This window comes from Pedobacter segetis (assembly GCF_016623585.1).
In the GTDB taxonomy this organism is placed as follows: domain Bacteria; phylum Bacteroidota; class Bacteroidia; order Sphingobacteriales; family Sphingobacteriaceae; genus Pseudopedobacter; species Pseudopedobacter segetis.
On record NZ_JAEHFY010000013.1, the window covers coordinates 1 to 23,856 of the forward strand.

Below are 23,856 nucleotides of genomic sequence, written 5' to 3' on the forward strand. Positions count from 1 at the left end.
AAACCAGCTCTGTGACCTCCGAGTCCACTGCGGTTTAAACAAACGACCTGATCAAAAAGCTTAGAGGTCAAAAACAACAACCAAACCAGCTCTGTGACCTCCGAGTCCACTGCGGTTTAAACAAACGACCTGATCAAAAAGCTTAGAGGTCAAAAACAAAAACCAAACCAGCTCTGTGACCTCCGAGTCCTCTGCGGTTAAAAAACTAGCCACTCAGCCAAAAAACTCCGTGGTCAAAACAATATGGACGAAAACGATTACAAAAACGAAGAAACCTTACACAACGTAACCCCGCTTAGCGGTTTATACGAAAACTGGTTTTTAGATTACGCTTCTTACGTAATTTTGGATAGGGCGGTCCCCCATATTTTTGATGGGCTAAAACCTGTGCAACGCCGTATTTTACATTCGCTAAAAGAAATGGACGATGGGCGTTTTAACAAAGCGGCCAACGTAATTGGCAACACCATGAAGTACCATCCACATGGCGATGCTTCCATTGGTGATGCCATGGTGCAAATTGGGCAAAAAAACCTGTTGATTGATACCCAAGGAAACTGGGGCGACCCCGTAACAGGAGATTCTGCAGCCGCACCTCGTTATATAGAAGCTCGTTTATCTAAATTTGCTTTAGAAGTTGTTTTTAACCCGGATACAACAGAATGGCAATCTTCTTATGACGGAAGAAACAAAGAACCGGTTACCTTACCGGTAAAATTCCCGCTTTTATTGGCACAAGGTGCAGAAGGTATTGCCGTAGGTTTGGCCACCAAAGTAATGCCCCACAACTTTATAGAACTTATCGATGCTTCTATAGAGGTTTTAAAAGGCAATCGTCCGGATATTCTCCCAGATTTTATGATGGGTGGCATGGCCGATTTTTCTAACTACAATGAAGGGCAAAGGGGCGGTAAGATCAGGGTTAGGGCAAAAATATCCGAGCTTGATAAAAAGACTTTGGTAATCACAGAAATCCCTTTCTCTACCACAACAACCAACTTGATAGATAGTATCATTTCTGCCAATGATAAGGGCAAAATCAAGATAAAGAAAATTGAAGATAATACAGCGAAAGATGTAGAGATCGTTGTGCACCTAGCCCCAGGCATTTCTCCTGATGTTACCATTGATGCGCTTTATGCTTTTACCAATTGCGAGGTTTCCATATCGCCAAACACCTGCATCATCAAAGGCGATAAGCCCCATTTTATGAGTGTTAACGATATATTAATCGAAAGCACACATTATACCAAAAACCTCTTGAAGAGAGAGTTAGAGATTAAGCTGCATGATTTGCAAGAGCGTATTTTCTTTAGCTCATTGCTCAAAATATTTATCCAAGAGGGGATGTATAAACACCCTGATTATGAAAACTCTGCAAATTTTGATGAGGTTGTAATCGTTTTACATCAATTGTTTGAACCTTTTAAGCCAAGTTTATATCGGGAGATATTGCCAGAGGATTTCAAAAAACTGATCGATAAACCAATGAGCAGCATCACTCGTTTCGACGTTAAAAAGGCAGACGAGCAAATGGCCAACCTAGAAAAGGAGATTAAAGGCGTAAAACATGATCTACGCCATTTAACAGATTATGCCATTGCTTATTTTAATCGGTTAAAAGAAAAATTTGGGAAAGGCAGAGAGCGCAAAACAGAAATCAGGGCGTTTGATAAAGTAGAGGCGGCACAAGTTGCATTGGCAAACACTAAGTTTTATGTTAGCCGCGAAGATGGTTTTGTGGGTACCGGGTTAAAGAAAGACGAATACGTTTTTGATTGTTCTGATTTAGACGACATTGTTGTTTTTAGGGAAGACGGCGTTTGCTTGATTACCAAAGTGCAAGATAAAACCTTTGTGGGCAAAAACATTTTGTATGTGGGCGTTTTTAAGAAAAACGACGAACGCACCATATATAACATGGTTTATAAAGATGGTAAAACAGGGGTGGCTTATATAAAACGTTTTGCCATTGGCGGCGTAACCCGCGATAAAGAATACGATCTTACCAAAGGAACCAAAGGAAGTAAAGTTTTATATTTTACGGCAAACCCTAACGGTGAGGCAGAGGTGATAAATGTAGCTTTAAAGCCGATGTCTAAGCTTAGAAAACTCACTTTTGACCATGATTTTTCTGAAACAGTTATAAAAGGAAGGGGCTCCCAAGGAAATATACTTACAAAATATGCCATAAAAAAGATCACGTTAAAATCTAAAGGTGTTTCTACATTGGCAGGACGTAAAATTTGGTACGATCCAACTATACAGCGCCTTAATGAAAACGGACATGGAAGATATTTGGGAGAATTCCAGGCAGAAGATAAAATCCTTTGTGTTTTTAACGATGGCAGTTATGAGCTTTCCAGCTTTGATCTAAGCAACCATTTTGATGATAAGATGTTGAGGATAGAGAAGCTTGATGTAGAAAAAGTATTCTCTTGTATCCACATAGACGGGAAATCCAAGAATTATTACGTCAAAAGATTTGTCTTCGAAGATTTGGCAATTGGTAAAAGAATGGGCTTTATTAACGAAGAGCCCGGATCTAAAATGGTTTTATTGAGCAGTGCAGATCATCCGATAATTAAAATTGAAGCTTTAAAAGGTAAATCGCAGATTTTTGATGAGCAAGAACTAGATCTTTCAGAAGCTATTGATGTTAAAGGTATCAAAGCACAAGGAAATAAGTTGAGCCAAAACGATGTCCAAGCAGTAGAGCTTTTATCAGAATTGAACGATAAAGATGAAATACAAGAAGGCATAACCGAGGAAAACGAGGTGGACGAAGATTTAGGGGAAGAAGATAGCCCGGAAGAAAATTTAAAAACCGGAAATACCATAACCGATAAAAACGAGAAACCAAAAAAGATTATAAAGCAAGAAAAACAAGACGTTGATGAAGAAGAGAGCAAACCCCAATTTACTTCAAATCTGGCAGCGGTAAAAAAGATAGATCTAGAAATTACCAACCCCGATGATATAAAATTGGATGATAAGGGGCAAACTAAATTGTTTTAAAATTGCGGTTTTTGATAATTTTAAACCTACTATGCCTTTAAAAGATTATTTTCTTAAAAGCTATATTTAAGCAAAAGCAAAATTATGAAGTTACGTTTTATCTTAACTTTTCTTTTATGTATCGGGTTAAAACTAAACGCCCAAACCATTCAAAAAATCGGGGTTCCCTATATCCAAAATTTTTACAAATCTGATTACGCTGCCGGAAATCAAAATTGGGCAATCGCAAAAGACAAGAACGGCATCATATATTTTGGCAACAGCGAGGGGCTACTTTCTTATGACGGCAATTATTGGCAAACGCACAAACTGCCCCACAGATTAGTGGTAAGATCTGTTGCTACAGATAAAACAGGGCGAATTTATACCGGTGGTTTTGGCGAATTGGGTTATTGGGAGTATGATGAAAGAGCAATCCTTAATTATCATTCACTAACCAATTTGGTAAAAGATAAATCAACCTTAAACAATGAGGTATGGAAAATTTATGTGGATGGCAATCGAGTTATCTTTCAAACTTTTGCCAATATTTTCATTTATCAAAACAATAAAATAGAAATAATAAAGGGTAATGGCTCATTTCTTTTTTTACTTAAAGCGGGCAAAAGGTTTTTTGTAGAAACACCCGGTTCTGGAGTTTATGAGCTAATAGGAAATAAACTTTCTTTTTTACCGGTTCTCAATAAAAAAGAGGTCTCAAATATATTGTCTATACTTCCTTTTGGGAAAGATTCTTATTTAATTGGTACGGCAAAAAACGGTTTGTTTCTGTACAATGGCAAAACCGTAACTAAATGGGTAAACCAAGGAGACGGTTTCCTTTCTACCTATCAATTAAACAACGGCGTAAAAATTTTTGATAAGTATTTTGCCTACGGGACCATCTTAAACGGGGTTATAATTTTGGATGAAAATGGGCAAATTGTACAGCACATCAATAAAGGGAACGGTTTACAGAACAATACGGTTTTAAGTTTATTTACAGATGAAAACCAGAATCTTTGGGTAGGCCTGGATAATGGAATTGATAGGGTAGATACAAGCTCGCCGCTTTATTTCTTTTTTGATAAAAATGGGATTTTTGGTACCGTTTATTCTAGTATTATTTTTGGCGATAGAATATATTTGGGTACCAACCAAGGCCTATATCAAAGCGATTGGGATAATAAAGACAATAAAAGCCCTCATCTGGATTTTAAGATTATCCCCAACTCACAAGGGCAGGTGTGGGATTTATCTGTGCATCAAGGCAACCTTATTTGCGGGCATAATAACGGGACTTATTTGGTAAATGACGATAAAATAGAAAAAATTTCATCGGTTAGTGGTGGGTGGACGATTAAAGGTTTGGGCAAGGATGCGGATAAGTTGATACAGGGTACTTATACAGGCCTGGTTATTTACCAAAAAACAAATGGGAGTTATGCGTTTTCAAATAAAGTAATTGGTTTTAACCAACCTAGTAGATATATAGAAGAAGACGATAAAGGCAATTTTTGGATTTGCCATCCCTATAAAGGGCTTTTTAAGGTAAAGCTATCTGATGATTATAAAACCGCAAAAAGCGTTAAACAATATGATAAGTCATCGGGGCTATCTTCTGATTACGGCATAAGTGTTTTTAAGCTTAACGGGAAGATCGTTTTTTCTTCTGATGCTGGTTTTTACGTCTATGATGATATTAGCGATAAATTTTATCCGTACAACCAATTAAACTCCAAACTAGGATCTTTCAAATCATCTAATAAGATCATAAAAGCAACGGATCAAAAGTTTTGGTTTATAGATCATGGGAAAGTTGCATTGGCCAATTTCCCCAAGCCAGGCATATTAAATATTGATTCTAATATGTTTAAGATTTTAAATGGTAGGATGGTGCAAGATTATGAAAACATCTCTAAAATTGATGAAAACCTGTTTTTGATCAGTGTTGATGATGGTTTCGTGATCTACAATAAACAAAATTTTGTAAAAAATAAACTCAATTTGCCTTCGGTATTTATTGGCCGTATAGAAAATATCTCTACAGATGGTTACCTTATCACAGAAAGTGGATCTTTAGCTAAAAACATTGCCATAAGATTTTCTAAAAATAGTTTAAGGATAAACTATAGCCTCCCATATTATGGTCAAGGGAAAATAAAATATCAGTATTTTTTAGATGGGTTTACAAAAAAATGGTCAACATGGTCTGTTTTGTGCCAAAAAGATTTTACAAACCTACCTTACGGTGATTACACCTTTAAAGTTAGGGCTTTGGTAAATGAAGGTAAGGTTTCTAACGTTTCCGAATTTAATTTTACTGTTCTTGCGCCTTTTTATGCTACTGTTTGGGCTTATATTGTTTACTTCGTCTTATTTGTTTTAGCAATTTACTTTATCAGGATATGGTATTTTAAAAAACTTACCAAACATCAGAAAGCATTAGAAACAAGGTTAAAAAACGAACAGAATGAACGCTTGAGGGAAGAAGCCATTGCTAATCAACAAAAACTGGCTACGCTCAAAAACCAACAATTGCAAACAGAGCTTAACAATAAAGCCAGAGAGGCAACAAACTCTGCAATGAATATAGTTTACAAAAATGAACTCTTGCAAAAGATCAAAGATGAAATCCTAAACCTTAAAGACAAAGAGGGGAAAAAAATTGCGGAAGACCAATTAAAACGTATCCAAAAAATCATCGACGAAAGTTTGAACGACGAAAGAGATTGGAATTTATTTGAAACCAGCTTTAATGAAACACATGAAAGCTTCTTTAAAAAACTAAAAGTAGAGCACCCAGATCTTGTACCCAATGATTTAAAACTATGCGCATACCTAAGAATGAACATGAGCAGCAAAGAAATGGCTTCTTTATTAAACATCAGCGTTCGGGGTGTCGAAATTCGTAGATACAGGCTCAGAAAAAAGCTCAACATAGCTCATGATAAAAACCTAAATGAGTTTTTAATTGAATTATAACATTACATCATTACTACACATCTCAATTTTTTTTACCATTTAAAATCTCATTTTTAAATATTACTTGATGTAGTATTAAAATGAATTTGAGTTTAAATAAACCCCTCTATTTTGCTTTAAATACAGATTTTTAAAAATTTTGATTTTCAAAAATTTTAAAATGATGTAGTGATGTATAGGTAAAATTTTTGGTAAAACAAGCTATTTACGCCTACATTAGCCTAGCGTTTCACAAAAGAAACCATAACCAATTTCCAAATTATAACTTATTAATTTTATGAAAAGAACTTTTACTTTATTGCTATTGCTTGTCACAACTTTGATAGGCTATGCGCAAACTACCTTAGATTTTGAAACATCCACTACGGGGCAAAACTTAAACTGGTCTGATGTTGGCGGAGGCGTTTTTAGCGGTTACGTTACCAATCCTTCAAAAACTGGGATCAACACTTCAAATACAGTTGCCTCAATACTTGCCAAATCAAAAGCGAACGGAGGCGAATTTTATGCCTTGATCAATTCCCAGAATTTAACTCCAATAACTTTTACATCAGCTAACTGTATCGTAAAGATGATGGTTTACAAAGCAAATACCAATGATGTTAGGCTAAAATTTGAGGGTGGTGCCGGAGGTACGCAAAGCCCAGAAGTAGCGGCAAGTTATACAACAGCAAACGTTTGGCAAGAACTCACGTTTAATTTTAGTTCAGAAATAGGAAAAACATACGCCAGCTTATCAATATTGGCAGATTATACCCCAGGTGCTGCAGATAGGCCTGCCGATGTTAGCGTATCAGTAGATAACATCAGTTTTAATGATGTTACAACTTTGCCTTTAGATTTTGAAACAGCCTCAACCGGGCAAAACTTAAACTGGTCTGATGTAGGCGGAGGTGTTTTTAGCGGTTACGTTACCAATCCTTCAAAAACTGGGATCAACACCTCAAATACAGTTGCCTCAATACTTGCCAAATCAAAAGCGAACGGAGGCGAATTTTATGCCTTGATCAATTCCCAGAATTTAACTCCAGTAACTTTTACATCAGCTAACTGTATCGTAAAGATGATGGTTTACAAAGCAAATACCAATGATGTTAGGCTAAAATTTGAGGGTGGTGCCGGAGGTACGCAAAGCCCAGAAGTAGCGGCAAGTTATACAACTTCGGGTGTTTGGCAAGAACTAACGTTTGATTTTAGTTCAGAAATAGGAAAAACATACGCCAGTTTATCAATATTGGCAGATTATACCCCAGGTGCTGCAGATAGACCTTCAGATGTTACCGTTTCTGTTGATAATATAACTTTCAACGATATTTCGACCCTCCCAATAAAATTGGTTTCGTTTACGGGTTCTTACGCTAATTTCCAAAATAGATTGACTTGGCACACGGCTTCTGAAATCAACTTCAATAAATTTGAAATAGAAAAGAGTTTAGATGGATCAAGTTTTGCGAAAATTGGCGAGATAAAGGGTGGTAAATCTGATTACACCTTTATTGATAATGATGTAAAATTAGGAGTAACCAGTTATTATCAGCTTAAAATGATTGATAATGATGGAAGTTTCAGTTTATCCAACGTAGTAGCTATCAGCAATAAACCTTCTAAAACCATTAGTATTTCTGCCTATCCGATCCCGGCAACAAATAAAATAACTTTAAATATTCAATCACAACAGGCAACCGGAAGTAACATTACGATTTATGATACGGCAGGAAGGATACAAACACAATTCCGTACAAACTATGTTAAAGGCTTAAATGCACTAGAAATAAACACCAGCAGCTTAAAAGCAGGAAATTATTTCTTGGTTAGCACAACATCAAACGGTAATTCGCAAAGCGCAAAGTTTATCATTGCAAAATAATATAAATTAAGATTAAGAAACCTCTAAGGTTTTTTAATCTTAACCCTTACCAATTAACGCTTCAAACCTAAATTGAAGCTATTTACTAACCAACTAATTGATACTTAAATGAGAGTAAAATGTAATTTATTGTTTCTATTTTTCTTCGCAATTGGGTTGCTATCCTGTAAGAGCGTAGAAGTTACTAAGCCTGCTGTTGCAGAAACTTTAGTTATTAAAACCGATGCGGTACCTGCACAAACCATTACCAATTTGTTTGGTAACTCGCTAAGATTTTTTGAGATTTCTAGAAATGCAAAAGGGATGTACCGCGATTCTAAAAACCTTGTAGGTGCAGATTACCATCCATGTTCAGTGGCAAACGTGGGCATGGGCTTAATCTCTTTGTGCATTGGCGATAAAATGGGCTGGAATTTAGATGCCAAGAACCAAGCTATAAAAACCCTAAATACTTTGGTTGGTTATACAACCGGGTTTAAATTAGATGTAAATGCAGCTGGTTTCCCAAGGCATTTTGTTGATATGGAAACTGGTGCAAGGGCCTGGAATTCTGAATATAGCACCATTGATGCCGCTATTATGGTAGAAGGGGCATTGTTTTGTAAAAAGTATTTTATTAACGATGTAACCATTAGGAATTTAGCAGATAAACTTTATCAATCAATCAATTGGCAAAAAGCAATTGCCGATGCTGATAATGGCAAAATTTGGAGAGAATTAGATGCTAACGGGAATGGTGTACCTGGATCGGAGACAGGTGCGTATAATGAATACATAAACGTATCTTACTTAGCTTTTAAGTCAGAAAACAACCCTTACGGAACAGGCCCTGCAACCCGCTTGTGGAACAAGTTTTACTCAAACCCGGCAGATGCCAACAATCCGCTCCCAAAAAAGAATTACTGGGGCTATAATACGCTTACGGATAATCCAAATAACTTTTTATCCAGTTTCATATCACAGTATAGCTATTATTTATGTGGTCCGTACGCATCCAATGCTACTTATAGAAACTTCAGCACAAACATGATGAACGCAGATAAAAAATGGTGGACTTTTCAAGGAGTGCAAGCTTATGAATGGGGAATAGGGGCAGGTGTTTCGCCTGGGGGTTATGCTGCTAACGCCGTAGAAAACAATCCTTATAAAATGGTTTCTCCTCAAATTATAGCTGGGTTTATTCCCCAAAATGCCAATGCGGCAACAGATTTTATGAATATGTACAATGCCGAAAAAGGAGTTTATTATCTGCCTGGCGAAAATAACCGACCGGTTTTATGGAGATATAGCATTACCAACCCAACTTACAGGGCCGATGTAATCTCTGGAGTTGATTTTGCAACCGAACTGTTTGGTTTGGCAAGTTTACCTCAGCATTGCGGAGCTAATTTTTTCTCTAACAATAACAGTTATAATTTTCCGGTTTATAGTTATACCCATCTCTAAAATTGAGATGCGTATAACAAAAATTTGACTGTTAAAAGCATTAATGAATAGCTAAAAAAATCAAATTTAGATTTTTCAGTGTTATATTTTAAAACAATTATAAACCACAATTCAAATTATAAACAAATTAAAAATGAAACGAAAAGCACTATTAGTTTTACTATGTCTTTTCTCCATTAGCTATGCTTTCTCCCAAGAAATTAATGTAACGGGCAAGGTTACAGATTCTGCAACCGGAGAAACCCTAATTGGAGTAAGCGTTAGTGTCAAAAATGCCCCAGGTGGTACTCAAACAAATGTTGATGGGAATTATGCTATTAAGGCACCAAGTAATGCAACTTTGGTATTTTCTTATATAGGTTATACCAATTTAGAAATCCCCGTAAACGGGAAAGCAATTATTAACGCTAGTTTAACCACTTCAAATAAATCATTATCAGAGGTGGTGGTAATAGGTTATGGCACACAAAAGAAAATTGATGTTACCGGGTCTATATCAAGTGTTAAAGGAGATGAGATAGAAAAATTGGTTACCACCAATCCAATAGACGCTTTGCAGGGTAAAGTACCGGGTTTAACAGTCATAAATTCTGGAATCCCTGGAGCATCCCCAACAGTTAGGATAAGGGGCGTTTCTAGCACCAACAATGCCGATCCCCTTTACGTGGTTGACGGTATCCTTCAAGATAACATCGATTATTTGAACCCTGGTGATATCGAAAGTATTGATCTATTACGTGATGCTTCCTCAACCGCAATTTATGGTTTAAGAGGTGCCAATGGTGTAATTGCCGTTACCACCAAAAAAGCGGCTTTGGGGAAAACCACCATAAATTTTCAAAGTACCGTTGGTGTGCAACATGTTACCGATAGGATTGATTTGGTAGATGCCGCAGGGTTTAAAAAATTATATACCGCCCAATTGGCCAACCTAAATGCTGCACCTTTTGATTATACCAATTATACCGCTAACACCAACTGGCAAGATGTACTCTTAAGAGACGCCGCCATTAACACCAACTCCTTAACTATCTCTAACAATAACGATAAAAGTTCAACGGTTTTAAACATCGGCTATAATGATCAGGATGGTGTTGTAAGAAACGACAATTACAAAAAGTTTATCGCAAGGATAAACGAGGAGATAAAAATCAATAAAAACATCAAAGTTGGTGGGCAATTGATGGGGTTCCACTTTAGGACAGAACCTACGGTTGCAAGCATCAACAATGCTTTATGGGCTGCACCAATTGTACCCATAAAAGACCCAAACGGCTTGTACTATACCATGCCTTCTTTTCAAAGAGCGCAGGTGGGTAATTTAGCGTACAACTTGGATAGAAATAGCAATACCGATGTTAACAGGGGTTTTAGGTTTAACGGGAATCTTTTTGCAGAGATCAAGTTCTTAAAAGATTTTACTTTAAGATCTACCGTTTATACCGATTTAGGCTTTAACAATACCAGAGACTACTTCCCGCTGCCATATACTGTGGTTAATTTGGGTGAGGGCACCGTTCCAACCACTACTTTTTTTGATAATACGATAAAGACCAGCATCAATCAAAATTCTTTCGAGTCTCGTAAATACCAACAAGATCATACCCTAAGTTTTGATAAAGAGTTTAATCAAAAGCATCGCTTAAATGCCATGATAGGATTTACTTCTGTATTTTTGTCTAATACCAGTCTTTTTGGTTCTAGAAGAGATACCACTTTAAATGTGCCTAATGATCCTAACCTATGGTATTTGAACGTCATCAATCAAAATAATCCCTCTTCTAATTCTGGGGGCGGTTTTGAAGAATCTAACGTAGGTGTTTTTGCAAGAACCAGTTATGCCTATGCTAATAAATACCTTTTGAATGCAACCATCAGAAGAGATGCAAGCTCTAAATTTGCACCAAAAAACAGGTGGGGAACATTTGGAAGTATAGGTTTGGGTTGGGTGGCCAGTGAAGAGAATTTCTTTAAAGATCATGTGAAGGATATTGATTTCTTAAAATTGAGAGCTGCTTGGGGTAGATTAGGAAACTCTAAAGGAGTGGATCAGAACAGGTACCAACAAACATTGGCCGGTGGGGATAATGCCGTTTTTGGAGACAATGTTTACACAGCGGTAGGTAATGCTTATTTTCCTGATCCTAACCTACGCTTTGAAGTGGTACAAGGAGAAGATCTGGGCTTAGAATTAAAAGCTTTGAATTATAAGTTAAACTTCGAGGCTACGTTCTATAACAAAACAACAGATGGTATTTTAACAAGCTTTACTTTACTAGCCACACAATCAGAAAATGATTACTTCACAAACTTGGGTAACCTTACTAATAAAGGAGTTGAACTTAGTGCTGGTTGGAACGATAGCTTTGCAAAAGACTTTAATTATTCTGTAAGTGCAAATTTTGGCTACAATAAAAATGTGGTAAACTCCATAGGTAATACGTCTAACTTCCAAATTATCGGAAACGGAGGCGTGAATTTAACAGAGTCTGGCCAATCTGTAGGTTATTTTTACGGCTATCGCCAGATTGGTATTTACCAAACTGCTGCCGAAGTTGCAAACAGTGCGGCTTTTTCAGATTCTGCTCCCGGCGATATCAAGTTCCAAGACGTAAACGGTGACGGGATTATTTCTCCTCTGGATAGAACTTACCTAGGTACGCCTTTTCCTCCATATAGTTATGGCTTAAACTTATCGCTTAGTTACAAAGGCCTGGATTTTATAGCTCAGGGGCAAGGGGTTGCGGGCAATATGATCTATACCCAACGCAGAAATGCAAACTTTGCCATCTTAAACTATGAAAGTAATAGATTGAACGCATGGACAGCTCCTGGGACCTCTAATGTAGAACCCATCCTAAATAATGCAAGGGCAAACAACTATTTGTTCAGCACTTACTTTCTAGAGCCTGGAGATTATTTCCGCATCAGAAACCTGCAATTGGGTTACACATTTGGGCAGGATATGCTGGGCAAAATTGGGGTAAAGAAATTGAGGGTTTACGTTAGCGGCCAAAACATTAAAACCTGGTCTCAAACTACTGGCTATACGGCAGAAGCTCAGATTGGTAGTATTTTGGGTGGCGGGGCAGATAATGGGGCTTACCCGGTACCGGCCATTTACACTTTTGGTTTAAACTTAACTTTTTAAATAAACAGAAAGATGAAAATATTTAATCATAAAATAATAGGTTCAGGGCTGATATTGGCAATGCTCCTTACCATTTCTCCTGGTTGTAAAAAGCTCTTGGATACCCAAAGGCAAGGAGAGTACAACACAGATAATTATCCTTACCCTGGCGGTGCCGGGCCTTATGATACTTACATATTTGGAGCTTACAAAGATTTGAGAGCCTATGGGGTACACGTATTTGGGTTTATCTTAGCTACCAGTATAAGAAGCGATGATGCAGATAAAGGGAGTACTGCCGCTGATGGCGGTGCTGATGCAAACAGCATGGACAACTTTCCGGTGCAACCTAGTAATGGCATCGTAAACGGAATGTGGACAGGTTATTACGGATTGATTACCAAATGCAATGTTGCGTTAGATCAAATTGCCAATAACAAAGACATAGTGGCCACCGATGCGCAGAAAATGCAATCAGAAGCTGAAGCCAGATTTTTGAGAGGCTATGCTTATTTTAATATGGTAAGGTTTTTTGGTAGGATCCCATTATTTGATAAGGTATTGGGGCCAACAGAATTAAACGTTCCCCAAAGTACGCCAGCGCAAATTTATGCTTTAATAGAAAGCGATCTAAAATTTGCGGCAGCCAATTTACCAATAAGTTGGGACCCCAAGTTTATTGGGCGGGCCACCAGCGGTGCCGCAACCGGCTTGTTGGCTAAAGTTTATTTAACCCAAAAAAAGTGGGGCGAGGCAATGGCAGCGGCTAACACCGTAATGACCAGTGGCCAGTATGATCTTTCTACACCTTACGATAAAATTTTTGGTGAGACAGGCGAAAACAGTAAAGAATCTGTTTTTGAAGTACAGGCTACCGCAACCCCAAAAGAAGAAACAGCGTATGGGGTGCAAACCACCCAATTTCAAGGTGTTAGAGACGGTGGTGTTTGGAACCTTGGATATGGATTTAATGTGCCAAATAGCAATTTGGAATCTGCTTACGAAGTGGGAGACCCGAGGTTAGCCCGCACTTTTTTAAGGCGAAGTACCGCAACTACCACCTATAAAACCGTTTATGGCGAAAACACGGCTACTACATGGGCAAACCCCATTTACAACCACAAAGCCTATGTAAGTCCGGCTTTTAGGGCTAAATACGGGTACAACTCTGGCTACTGGATGAACCTACGTATCCTTCGTTATGCAGACGTGGTATTGATGTATGCAGAAGCAGCAAACGAGCTTGGCGGTACCGCAAATACAACTATCGCATTAACTGCGTTAAATAGTGTAAGGGCCAGGGCAAGAAACGGAAATACAGCTGTTTTACCAGATATTACCATTACCAATCAAGATCAGCTTAGAACTATTATACACCACGAAAGAAGAATTGAACTAGCTATGGAATATGACCGCTTTTTTGATCTTGTGCGTTGGGGAGAATCTCAAAGTGCATTGTCTGCTGCGGGCAAAAATAACTTTAATGCTAGCAGAGACAATTTATTACCGATCCCGCAAGCTCAGATAGATTTAAGTAAGGGGGTACTCACACAAAATGCTGGCTATTAATTTTAAAATTATGAAAAGATATATTTTTAACATCAATATTTTGATGTTTGGAGCTTTAGCTTTTACCATATCATCATGTAAGAAGGATGGAAATCCTAATAATTTGCCACCTGTAAATCCTGCAGATTATGCAGGCACTATAGATGGCTTTAAAAGCTCTGAAGAAGTTTATCCAAAAAACTTGGTGGCTTATTGGAGTTTTGATACCGATGCTAAAGAACAAAAAACGGGAACCGCACCCACAACCAATTCTAATACTACCATTGTAGATGGGGGTATAAGGGGCAAAGCGGTAAAATTAAATGCAGGCTTTCTGTATTATGCAAAACAGTTTGGGGCTTTCAAAACAGACTCTTTAAAAAGTTTTACCATAAGCACTTGGGTGCAAATATTAAATAACGGTACTGCTAACACCATGCTACTTCAAATCGCAAGACCGGGCATGTTTAATGGCAACCTAGATTTTACTCTTGAGACAAAGACGCAGCCCGCATCAAATCTAGATTATATCCAAATACATCCCAACTTTGCCGCGGCAGGCGGAGGAAGGCAGGATAATATCAATAATTACGGGAATGTTAACCTATCCCCAAAAATTGGTGCCTCTAAATGGACAAACCTGGTTTTAACCTATGATTCATCTACCGGAGTTTTTAACATTTGGGCCGATGGGGTAAAAGTTGGTAACTACCCAAACCGGGGCACAGGAGATAATTTATTCAAATCTTTTGAGCCAAATGAATTTATTATTGGTGCCAATTATAATCTAATTCCGGGGAAAGTGGTTAACGCCGACACTAATTTTGCTGCAATGACAGGCTCTGTTGATGAGATAAGAGTTTACAACAGGGTTATTCCAGATGCGATCATCAAAACACTTTATAATTTAGGCTTGGCCGGTAAATAAATGCAGTTTTAAGTATTGAGCCTTATTTTGGCTCAATACCTTTATCCTTGTTTTCAACAAATTAACATTAATTATATTATGCTACCTCAATCAATCCAAAGTAAGCTCTTTTTATCTCCTTTAATATGTTTTCTTATTTTATTAGGATGCAAGAAAAGTAGTGTAAAAGAGATGGCAAAAGATGCAAGTTTATCGTTTACCGTAAATGGTTCTTATAACGGGACATTAATTTATAAAAACCTAAGTAATACACCTGTAATAAAAATCAGCTCTAGCGAGCCATTAAACTCTTCTTCCCTTAACCAGATTAGTTTGAAAACAAGTGATGGTGCAACGGTTGTAGCTATCAATATAACTTTATCAACCGATTCGAAATCAGCCGAGCTTACCCCAAAAAGCAGTCTTTCATCATTTACAAATTACCAGCTTATTATTCCTGCAAATTTAGAAACGCAAAGCGGAGGAAAAATCATCAATCCGCTCACTATTGATCTACAAACAGGTTTAGATGGAATAGATAAATTCCCAAGGATTTCAGACGATGAATTGCTTACCCTAATCCAAAAACAAACCTTTAAATATTTTTGGGATTTTGCACATCCAAACTCTGGTTTGGCCCGCGAAAGAAATACATCAGGTGATTTAGTAACCACCGGTGGCTCTGGTTTTGGGATCATGGGGATCATCGTTGCGATAAACAGAAACTTTATTACCAAAGCAGAGGGCTTGGCCCGTTTGCAAAAGATAGTCGCCTTTCTTAAAACTGCCGATAAGTTTCATGGGGCGTTCCCTCATTGGCTTGATGGAAATACAGGTAAGGTATTACCTTTTAGTACCCAAGATGATGGAGCGGATTTAGTAGAAACTTCCTTTTTAATGGAAGGCCTTTTAACGGCTCGTCAATATTTTAGCACTGCCGATCCCGCCGAGACCCAATTGAGGGCAGATATCAATCAGCTTTACAATAATGTAGAATGGGATTGGTTCCGTAAAAACGGGGAGAATACCTTGTACTGGCATTGGAGCCCTAAATACAACTTTGATATAAATTTACAATTAAACGGATGGAACGAAGCCTTGATGGTGTATGTTTTAGGGGCATCATCAACCACCCATACTATCCCAAAATCTGTTTATGATATTGGTTGGGCTACTAATGGCGGCATTAAAAACGGCAACACTTATTATAATGTAAACTTACCGCTTGGCCCTGCTGGCGGTGGCCCATTATTTTATGAACATTATTCTATGATGGCATTAAACCCGAACGGGTTAACCGATGCCTATGCCAATTATGAAACTCAGGCAAAAGCACATTCTATGATCAATTATAACTACTGTGTGGCCAATCCTAAAAATTTTGTAGGCTATTCTGCAGATAGTTGGGGCTTAACCGCAAGTGATGTAAAAGGTGGCTATACAGCCAGTTCGCCTACAAATGACAATGGTTATATAGCCCCAACGGCCGCAGTTTCTTCTATCCCATATACCCCAGAAGAATCTTTAAAAGCCATCCGCTTTTTCTACTATAAACTGGGCGATAAAATGTGGGGAGATTACGGCTTCAAAGATGCCTATTCATTAACTGATCCTTGGTTTGCCCAATCTTATATCGCAATTGATCAAGGGCCCCAAATTGTAATGATAGAAAATTATAGGACAGGCTTAATATGGGATTTGTTTATGAGTTGCCCAGAGGTAAAAGCTGGACTGACTAAACTTGGTTTTCAAAGCCCTAAAATTTAGATCCACATTGAAAATTTCATCCTACATATTAGCTGTTCTTTTGCTTTCTTCTTGCGGAACAAACAAAAAGAACATTGATACAGCCATTGGGCTTACAGATAAGCAACTTTTAGATACCGTTCAGTACCATACCTTTCAATACTTTTGGGACGGTGCCGAAAAAAACTCTGGTGCTGGCCGTGAACGTATCCATTTAGACCAACCTGATTACGAAACCGATATTGTGGCTACTGGCTCAACAGGTTTTGGGATCATGGGTATTATTTCTGGGATAGATAGAAAGTTTGTTACCAGAAAGGAAGGCGTAGAAAGGCTCATGAAAATCCTTGTTTTCTTAAAAAAAGCCGATCGTTTTCATGGTGCATGGCCTCATTGGATGTACGGAGAGAGCGGGAAAGTGAAGCCGTTCTCTACTTTTGACAATGGCGGCGATTTGGTAGAAACTTCTTTTTTAGCTCAAGGCCTCATCTGCGTAAAGCAATATTTTAAGAATGGAAATGCCAAAGAGAAAGAGCTTTCGGCTTTGGCAGATGAGCTGTGGAAAGGCATTGACTATGATTGGTATCGTAACGGCAAAAATGTTCTTTATTGGCATTGGAGCCCAAATAACCAATGGAAAATGAATTTCCCTGTTCATGGTTTTAATGAATGTTTGATCATGTATGTGATCGGGGCATCTTCTCCAAACCATGGCATAAATAAAAAAGTTTATGATGAAGGTTGGGCCTTGAACGGCGCAATTAAATCTCCACGAAGCTATGATGATATACCGCTACAATTTCTTCATCAGGGCGATGCGCCACATGGTGGCCCTTTGTTCTGGTCGCATTATTCTTTTTTGGGCCTCGATCCAAAAGGCTTAAAAGATGCCTATGGCGATTATGGAATGGAGACCAAAAACATGGCTGTGATCAATTATAAATGGTGTGTCGATAATCCACTGAATTATAAGGGATATGGAAAAAACTCCTGGGGCCTAACATCAAGCTACTCAATAACAGGTTATGCCGGCCATGCGCCACAACAGGACAGAGATTTAGGCGTAATTGCTCCAACGGCCGCAATTTCTTCTATCGTTTATACACCAAAAGGATCTATGGCAGCAATGCGCCATTGGTATGAAGATAAAAAAGCGCAATTGTGGGGCAAGTATGGTTTTTATGATGCCTTTAGCGATAATGCCAATTGGTACACCCCAAGATATTTAGGGATTGATCAAGGGCCACAGGTGGTAATGATAGAAAATTACCGTTCGGGATTATTATGGAAATTATTTATGAGCGATGAAAATGTACAAGCAGGATTAAAAAAGCTCGGTTTTCAAAGTCCTTATTTAAAATGAGAAAAAATAATGGTCTTCGGCTTAAAAGCCTTCAATTAGAACGGAACCCCTGACCCTACAAAACCTTTAAAAACAGAAGAATGAAAAAAAACATTTTATTACTGATTGGATTTCTAGTTTCTTTCGGGGCATTTGCCCAGCAGAAACCTCCATTTTATGACGAGGTACAAGCTTTTAGGAAGGCGGATAGTTTAAATATGCCGGCTAAAAGCGGAATCCTTTTTATTGGGAGTTCTTCTTTAAGAAAATGGACCGATTTGGAAAAGGTATATAAAACCTACGGGGCAATAAACAGAGGGTTTGGAGGCTCAACATTGGCCAATGCCATTTACTATGCCGATGATATTATTTTTCCCTATCAGCCCCGCCAAATTGTTATTTATAGCGGAGAAAATGATATTGCAGAAGGGGCAAGTCCAGAAATTACATTTGATAGATTTAAGATACTTTTTGGATTGATCCGCAAAAAAATGCCTAATGTTTTGATCAGTTTCATCTCCATAAAACCAAGCATCAGCAGGCAAAAAATGATGCCCCAAATGGTTTATGCCAATGAATTGATCAAAACATATTTGGCAACGCAAGCCAACGCCAACTTTATCAATGTTTACCCACTAATGCTGAAAGATGACGGAAAACCCATAGATGATATTTTCTTGGAAGATAACTTACACATGAACCAAAAGGGATATGATATTTGGATAAAAGTCATTTCTCCATATTTATTAAAAGCGAAATAATTAGATTATGAAACCATTGAAATATTTAGTAGCCGTATGCTCTTTTGCAGCAATAACTGCATGTGCACAACAAAAAACAACGCTAAAAAACACTACAAATACCTCCATCTCCTCCACCAAAATGAATGTTTTCATTTCTGATCTAATGAAGAAAATGACGGTGGATGAAAAAATTGGCCAGTTGAACTTGCTTACCGGTGGCGAGGCCATCACGGGTTCTACAGGTAATTCAGACATAGAAAAGAAAGTAAAGGCTGGGCAGGTTGGAGGGTTCTTTAGTTTAAGCACTCCTCAAAAAATACGTATGGTGCAAGAACTAGCCGTTAATAACACTCGGTTAAAAATTCCTTTGATCTTTGGTTTAGATGTAATTCACGGTTATAAAACCATTTTCCCAATTCCCCTAGCTTTAGCATCTACTTGGGATTTAGGTTTGATCAAGCATTCTGCCCAAATTGCAGCAGAAGAAGCTACCGCAGACGGTATTAACTGGACATTTTCGCCAATGGTTGATATTTCTAGGGACCCTCGTTGGGGGCGTTTTGCAGAAGGTGCCGGAGAAGACCCATTCTTAGGTTCGGCAATTGCGAAGGCAATGGTTAAAGGTTACCAAGGAGATGATCTAACAAAAGTAAATACCATGATGGCCTGTGTAAAGCATTTTGCTCTTTATGGTGCCGCAGAGGCGGGCAGAGATTACAACTCTACAGATATGAGCAAAGTGAAGATGTATAACGAATATTTGCCGCCTTACAAAGCCGCTGTTGATGCAGGAGCGGGGAGCATCATGACATCTTTTAACGATATTAACGGAATCCCGGCAACGGCCAATAAATGGTTGGTTACAGATTTACTAAGAAACCAATGGGGTTTTAAAGGCATGGTTGTAACAGATTATACAGGTATTAACGAGCTTACGGCACATGGCTTGGGCAATCTGCAAGAAGTATCGGCCTTAGCCTTAAAAGCAGGGGTAGATATGGATATGGTTGGCGAAGGCTTTATAACCACGCTAAAAAAATCTTTAAAAGAAAAAAAAGTTTCTCTTACAGAAATTGATAGGGCCTGTCGGTTTGTTTTAGAGGCAAAGTACAAATTGGGCTTGTTTGATGATCCTTACAAATACTGTAACGAGGAAAGGGCAAAAACAAAGATCTTTACCAAAGAGAACCTTAAAGCAGCTAGAGATGCGGCAACCAAAAGTTTTGTGCTGTTAAAAAACCAAAATAATTTATTGCCATTAAAAAAAACTAATACCATTGCGTTGGTTGGGCCTTTGGCAGATAGCAAAGTAAACATGATAGGCACTTGGGCGGTTTCGGCAGATCTGGCCAAAGCAGTTTCTGTAAGGCAAGGATTAGAAGATGCCGTTGGAGATAAAGCCAAGATCATTTATAGTTTAGGTTCTAATTTGATAGAAGATGAAGAATACCAAAAAAGGGCTACTGTGTTTGGCCGCGAGATCAAAAGAGATAACAGGCCAGAAGATGTCATCATCAAAGAGGCGGTAGATGCCGCTAAAAAGGCAGATGTTGTGGTGGCTGCTTTAGGAGAAAGTTCTGAAATGAGCGGAGAAAGTTCTAGCCGAACAAATATCCAGATCCCGGCTATACAACAAAGGTTGTTAAAGGCACTTTTAGCAACGGGCAAACCTGTTGTACTATTGGTTTTTGATGGCAGGCCTTTAGATCTTTCTTGGGAAAATGAAAATGTCCCTGCGATATTAAATGTATGGTTTGGTGGTACAGAAACCGGGAACGCCATTGCCGATGTATTGTTTGGAGATGTTAACCCATCAGGTAAATTGAGCGCTACTTTCCCCCAAAATGTAGGGCAGATCCCTATATATTATAGCCACAAAAATACAGGCCGGCCGCTAGAGGAAGGGAAATGGTTTACCAAGTTTAAGTCTAATTATTTAGACGTGAGCAATGATCCTTTATATCCTTTTGGATATGGTTTAAGTTATAGCACTTTTGATATATCGGCTCCAAAACTAGATAAAACAGTAATTAAAACAGGCGGAAGCATTACCATATCAACCACGGTAAAAAACACGGGTTTACGAGATGGCGAAGAAGTAGTACAACTATATATTAGGGATTTAGTGGGTTCTATTACTCGTCCCGTTAAAGAATTGAAGGGTTTCCAAAAAGTCTTTTTAAAAGCGGGGCAATCTAAAGAGGTAAATTTCACTTTAACAGAGAACGATCTGAAGTTCTATAACAACAATTTAGATTTTGTTGCCGAACCCGGGGATTTCAAAGTTTTTGTTGGCAATAGTTCTGCTAATGTAAAAGAGGCTGATTTTAAATTGATAAAGTAATGAAACAACTAAAAGAGTTCTTGCTTTATCGATTTGCTTATGAAAAGACTTCTTTAAGCTCTTCAAAAGTTATAGGTTTAAAGATGTATTTTTCGATTATCGCTATCTCTTTTGCTTTTTTTACATCCCGAGAATCTATGGAAGAGCTTATCATAAACAACTTCATCGGTTTAGTTTCTGTGATGTTCATTTTTTGGAATTCATCAATAAAGCCCCAACCATCTAAAATAGGCATGTTAACATCGATCATGATTACATCAGGCAATCTAGAAATATCATCCTTATGTTCGCTTAAATAATCTACCGCTTGTTGGCCATCTGTAAAAACCAGAATTTCATCACAGAGATTCTGGATTTTTATCAATCTTCTTATGGCATAAATGTACACTTCATCATCATCAATTATAAACGCAATTTGTACTTTTTTGCTCATATACCCACTATCCTAAAAGGTTGATCAGATCAATTAAAATTATAAATTTAAACAAAGATAGGCTCTTATTTTACAATAACACAATTATGTAAATATTGGAAGTGCGCAGCCTTGCTTAAAATAAAAAAAGTATTTGGGTAGCCAAATACTTTTTATTAGAATATTTATGCCCGCTTATTTTTTGGCCACTAAATTTATATTAAGCTCAAATTCATCGTCAATGGCTTTATCGCCTAAACCGGCAATAAAATTTTTAGAACCATATTTAACATCGTATCTAGTCCTATCCACTTTAATGTTTGATGCAACTGCCACTATAACATTGCCTTTTTGTTGTATGGTTGCCGGGAAAGTTATTTTATCGCTTATTCCTTTAATGGTTAAGTTGCCTGTAATGTTGTATTTGTTGGCATCTACCTGGTTAATAGTAATGATCTCGAAATTTGCCGTTGGATGTTTTTCTACGGAAAAAAAATCTTCTGACTTAAGATGCCCTAATAATTTTGCCCCGTTTTTTTGGTCTAGATCGGTACAGGTTATCGTGTTCATATCAATGTTAAATATGCCCCCCACTAATCTGCTGCCATTGGCATTTAAGATACCGTTTGCTAATTTAATCTCACCATTGTGCTGCCCCGTAATCTTTTTCCCAATCCACTCTATTTTTGATTTTGTTACATCTACTTTATAAACCTCTGAGGCGGGTTTAAAAGCAAAAAACAAAACCGTTATCGCTAATAATAATATTCCTTTTTTCATTTTCAAATGTTTTAAAAACCAAATGTATCAACTATATTAAATGTTTCAACTGCTAATTTAGGCTTGTAACCATTAACCCATAAAAAACAGATTTATTTTAGATGGTAAAACTGCTAAGGTCAACAAATTCTTGAACCCTATCGCTTACCTCTTTATCGCTAAGGTTTTTCAGTTTTTCTGTGCCAAATTTCTCTACACAAAAAGATGCCAATGCAGAACCGTATATGATCGCATTTTTCATATTAGAAAAATTGATGCTGCCTACTTTAGCTAAATATCCAATAAAACCACCTGCAAATGTATCTCCGGCACCGGTTGGGTCAAATACATCTGCCAATGGCAATGCTGGCGCAGAAAATATGCTATCTTCATTAAATAACAGGGCCCCATGTTCTCCTTTTTTTATGATGAGGTATTTTGGCCCCATTTTCAATATCTTATGGGCAGCTTTCACTAAAGAATATTCTCCAGAGAGTTGTCTCGCCTCGGCATCATTGATAGTCAAAACATCAATCATCTTAATGGTCTCTAGCAAATCATCCATGGCAATATCCATCCAAAAATTCATGGTATCCATTACTATCAATTTTGGGCGTTTTTTCATCCTTTTTATAACCGTTTGCTGAACTTGCGGGGTAAGGTTGCCCAACATTAGGTATTCACAATCTTGGTAAGATTCTGGAATGATAGGATCAAAATTTTCTAATACATTTAATTCGGTAATTAAAGTATCCCTGCTATTCATATCATTATGGTATTTGCCAGACCAAAAAAAAGATTTCTCACCTTTTTTTATCTGCAGCCCTTCTACATCTATCCCGTGTTTTCCAAAATCGTCTATATCCTCTTTTTTAAAATCATCGCCAACAACTGCTACAATTTTTGTTTGATCATAAAAGTAAGATGCCGCCAAACTTGCGTAGGTGGCCGCACCACCAACAATTTTTTCTGTTTTTCCAAAAGGGGTTTCAATTGCATCAAAGGCCACGGTGCCTATAACTACTAAGCTCATAAATTTTTTTAATTTTTTTCTGTACAAATATTGCATAATTAATTTTAATTCCCGAATATTGCACTCCCGTAAGGGAGAAAAGCTTTGCAAAAAGCGATCAATAACCAGAAAGCGTTGTTAAAACGCCCAAAATTCCTAAGTAGCTCAGCTGGTTAGAGCATCTGACTGTTAATCAGAGGGTCCCTGGTTCGAGCCCAGGCTTGGGAGCTTTAAAATGAGAGAGCTATACGATAAGTGTAGCTCTTTTTGTTTGCATACATACAAAGGCGGCTTTAGTGAGCAACTTAACAAGGTATAAAAACAAAAACTACCCAAAAGCTATCTTTTAAAAATTGTTCTTCCATTTTAAATTCTTTTAAGAGCCTGTTTAAATTTGTATTGTAAAAGTGTTCATAACGTGAGTTATGGGTTTAACGATTGAAGAGGCATCGTTTTCTTGTTATTCCAAGAGAGGGGTAATATATTTATTTCATATCAATATAAATAACGTTGAGACTTAAATATGTCCTCCAAAAATGGGGCGTTGCCCTGAGCGGAGGCGAAGGGAATGTCACCCAGAGCGGAGGCGAAGGGAATGTCACCCAGAGCGGAGGCGAA

14 protein-coding genes and 1 tRNA gene are annotated in these 23,856 nt (G+C 37.8%); 12 read left to right on the plus strand and 3 right to left on the minus strand.

Annotated elements, in window-relative coordinates; all coding sequences use genetic code 11:
- Window positions 1-243 precede the first annotated feature (243 nt).
- The 11 genes from I5M32_RS10060 to bglX all read left to right on the plus strand — a co-directional run bounded on the left by I5M32_RS10060 (window position 244) and on the right by bglX (window position 21,055).
- Window positions 244-3,018 (plus strand): DNA gyrase/topoisomerase IV subunit A, encoded by a 2,775-nt coding sequence (locus tag I5M32_RS10060; protein ID WP_200586110.1) that lies wholly within the window; start codon window positions 244-246, stop codon window positions 3,016-3,018.
- 84 nt (window positions 3,019-3,102) lie between these two features.
- Window positions 3,103-5,982 (plus strand): two-component regulator propeller domain-containing protein, encoded by a 2,880-nt coding sequence (locus tag I5M32_RS10065; protein WP_200586111.1) that lies wholly within the window; start codon window positions 3,103-3,105, stop codon window positions 5,980-5,982.
- A 277-nt stretch (window positions 5,983-6,259) separates the two neighbouring features.
- Window positions 6,260-7,849 carry a T9SS type A sorting domain-containing protein gene (locus tag I5M32_RS10070; RefSeq protein ID WP_200586112.1) on the plus strand — a complete coding sequence of 530 codons (1,590 nt, stop codon included), beginning with the start codon at window positions 6,260-6,262 and terminating at the stop codon, window positions 7,847-7,849.
- A 108-nt stretch (window positions 7,850-7,957) separates the two neighbouring features.
- Window positions 7,958-9,295, plus strand: coding sequence for a hypothetical protein (locus I5M32_RS10075; RefSeq protein WP_200586113.1), 1,338 nt, complete (start codon window positions 7,958-7,960; stop codon window positions 9,293-9,295).
- A 133-nt stretch (window positions 9,296-9,428) separates the two neighbouring features.
- Window positions 9,429-12,446 (plus strand): SusC/RagA family TonB-linked outer membrane protein, encoded by a 3,018-nt coding sequence (locus I5M32_RS10080; protein ID WP_200586114.1) that lies wholly within the window; start codon window positions 9,429-9,431, stop codon window positions 12,444-12,446.
- Between the two features lie 12 nt (window positions 12,447-12,458).
- Window positions 12,459-13,994 carry a RagB/SusD family nutrient uptake outer membrane protein gene (locus I5M32_RS10085; protein ID WP_200586115.1) on the plus strand — a complete coding sequence of 512 codons (1,536 nt, stop codon included), beginning with the start codon at window positions 12,459-12,461 and terminating at the stop codon, window positions 13,992-13,994.
- 10 nt (window positions 13,995-14,004) lie between these two features.
- On the plus strand, window positions 14,005-14,901 hold the full coding sequence (locus I5M32_RS10090) for a LamG-like jellyroll fold domain-containing protein (protein ID WP_200586116.1): 897 nt from the start codon (window positions 14,005-14,007) through the stop codon (window positions 14,899-14,901).
- Between the two features lie 171 nt (window positions 14,902-15,072).
- Complete coding sequence (locus tag I5M32_RS10095) at window positions 15,073-16,647, plus strand: glucoamylase family protein (RefSeq protein ID WP_234461929.1); 1,575 nt, start codon at window positions 15,073-15,075, stop codon at window positions 16,645-16,647.
- A 7-nt stretch (window positions 16,648-16,654) separates the two neighbouring features.
- Window positions 16,655-17,989 carry a glucoamylase family protein gene (locus I5M32_RS10100; protein ID WP_200586118.1) on the plus strand — a complete coding sequence of 445 codons (1,335 nt, stop codon included), beginning with the start codon at window positions 16,655-16,657 and terminating at the stop codon, window positions 17,987-17,989.
- An 80-nt stretch (window positions 17,990-18,069) separates the two neighbouring features.
- Window positions 18,070-18,729: a GDSL-type esterase/lipase family protein gene (locus tag I5M32_RS10105; protein ID WP_200586119.1), complete on the plus strand. Its 660-nt coding sequence runs from the start codon at window positions 18,070-18,072 to the stop codon at window positions 18,727-18,729.
- A 7-nt stretch (window positions 18,730-18,736) separates the two neighbouring features.
- Window positions 18,737-21,055 (plus strand): beta-glucosidase BglX, encoded by a 2,319-nt coding sequence (gene bglX / locus I5M32_RS10110; protein ID WP_200586120.1) that lies wholly within the window; start codon window positions 18,737-18,739, stop codon window positions 21,053-21,055.
- 37 nt (window positions 21,056-21,092) lie between these two features.
- On the opposite strand, the gene I5M32_RS10115 is transcribed toward bglX, so the two are convergent.
- The 3 genes from I5M32_RS10115 to I5M32_RS10125 all read right to left on the minus strand — a co-directional run bounded on the left by I5M32_RS10115 (window position 21,093) and on the right by I5M32_RS10125 (window position 23,259).
- Window positions 21,093-21,488 carry a response regulator gene (locus I5M32_RS10115; protein WP_200586121.1) on the minus strand — a complete coding sequence of 132 codons (396 nt, stop codon included), beginning with the start codon at window positions 21,486-21,488 and terminating at the stop codon, window positions 21,093-21,095.
- A 174-nt stretch (window positions 21,489-21,662) separates the two neighbouring features.
- Window positions 21,663-22,247, minus strand: coding sequence for a YceI family protein (locus I5M32_RS10120; RefSeq protein WP_200586122.1), 585 nt, complete (start codon window positions 22,245-22,247; stop codon window positions 21,663-21,665).
- Window positions 22,248-22,344: 97 nt separating this feature from the next.
- Window positions 22,345-23,259 carry a PfkB family carbohydrate kinase gene (locus I5M32_RS10125; protein ID WP_200586123.1) on the minus strand — a complete coding sequence of 305 codons (915 nt, stop codon included), beginning with the start codon at window positions 23,257-23,259 and terminating at the stop codon, window positions 22,345-22,347.
- 133 nt (window positions 23,260-23,392) lie between these two features.
- On the opposite strand from I5M32_RS10125, the gene I5M32_RS10130 reads away from it, so the two are divergent.
- Window positions 23,393-23,466, plus strand: a tRNA-Asn gene (locus tag I5M32_RS10130).
- Window positions 23,467-23,856: the final 390 nt, after the last annotated feature.

Coding starts and splice junctions, on each gene's coding strand:
- I5M32_RS10060 (WP_200586110.1), top strand. CDS start 244: ATGGACGAAAACGATTACAAAAACGAAGAAACCTTACACAACGTAACC.
- I5M32_RS10065 (WP_200586111.1), top strand. CDS start 3,103: ATGAAGTTACGTTTTATCTTAACTTTTCTTTTATGTATCGGGTTAAAA.
- I5M32_RS10070 (WP_200586112.1), top strand. CDS start 6,260: ATGAAAAGAACTTTTACTTTATTGCTATTGCTTGTCACAACTTTGATA.
- I5M32_RS10075 (WP_200586113.1), top strand. CDS start 7,958: ATGAGAGTAAAATGTAATTTATTGTTTCTATTTTTCTTCGCAATTGGG.
- I5M32_RS10080 (WP_200586114.1), top strand. CDS start 9,429: ATGAAACGAAAAGCACTATTAGTTTTACTATGTCTTTTCTCCATTAGC.
- I5M32_RS10085 (WP_200586115.1), top strand. CDS start 12,459: ATGAAAATATTTAATCATAAAATAATAGGTTCAGGGCTGATATTGGCA.
- I5M32_RS10090 (WP_200586116.1), top strand. CDS start 14,005: ATGAAAAGATATATTTTTAACATCAATATTTTGATGTTTGGAGCTTTA.
- I5M32_RS10095 (WP_234461929.1), top strand. CDS start 15,073: ATGGCAAAAGATGCAAGTTTATCGTTTACCGTAAATGGTTCTTATAAC.
- I5M32_RS10105 (WP_200586119.1), top strand. CDS start 18,070: ATGAAAAAAAACATTTTATTACTGATTGGATTTCTAGTTTCTTTCGGG.
- bglX (WP_200586120.1), top strand. CDS start 18,737: ATGAAACCATTGAAATATTTAGTAGCCGTATGCTCTTTTGCAGCAATA.
- I5M32_RS10115 (WP_200586121.1), bottom strand. CDS start 21,488: ATGAGCAAAAAAGTACAAATTGCGTTTATAATTGATGATGATGAAGTG.
- I5M32_RS10120 (WP_200586122.1), bottom strand. CDS start 22,247: ATGAAAAAAGGAATATTATTATTAGCGATAACGGTTTTGTTTTTTGCT.
- I5M32_RS10125 (WP_200586123.1), bottom strand. CDS start 23,259: ATGAGCTTAGTAGTTATAGGCACCGTGGCCTTTGATGCAATTGAAACC.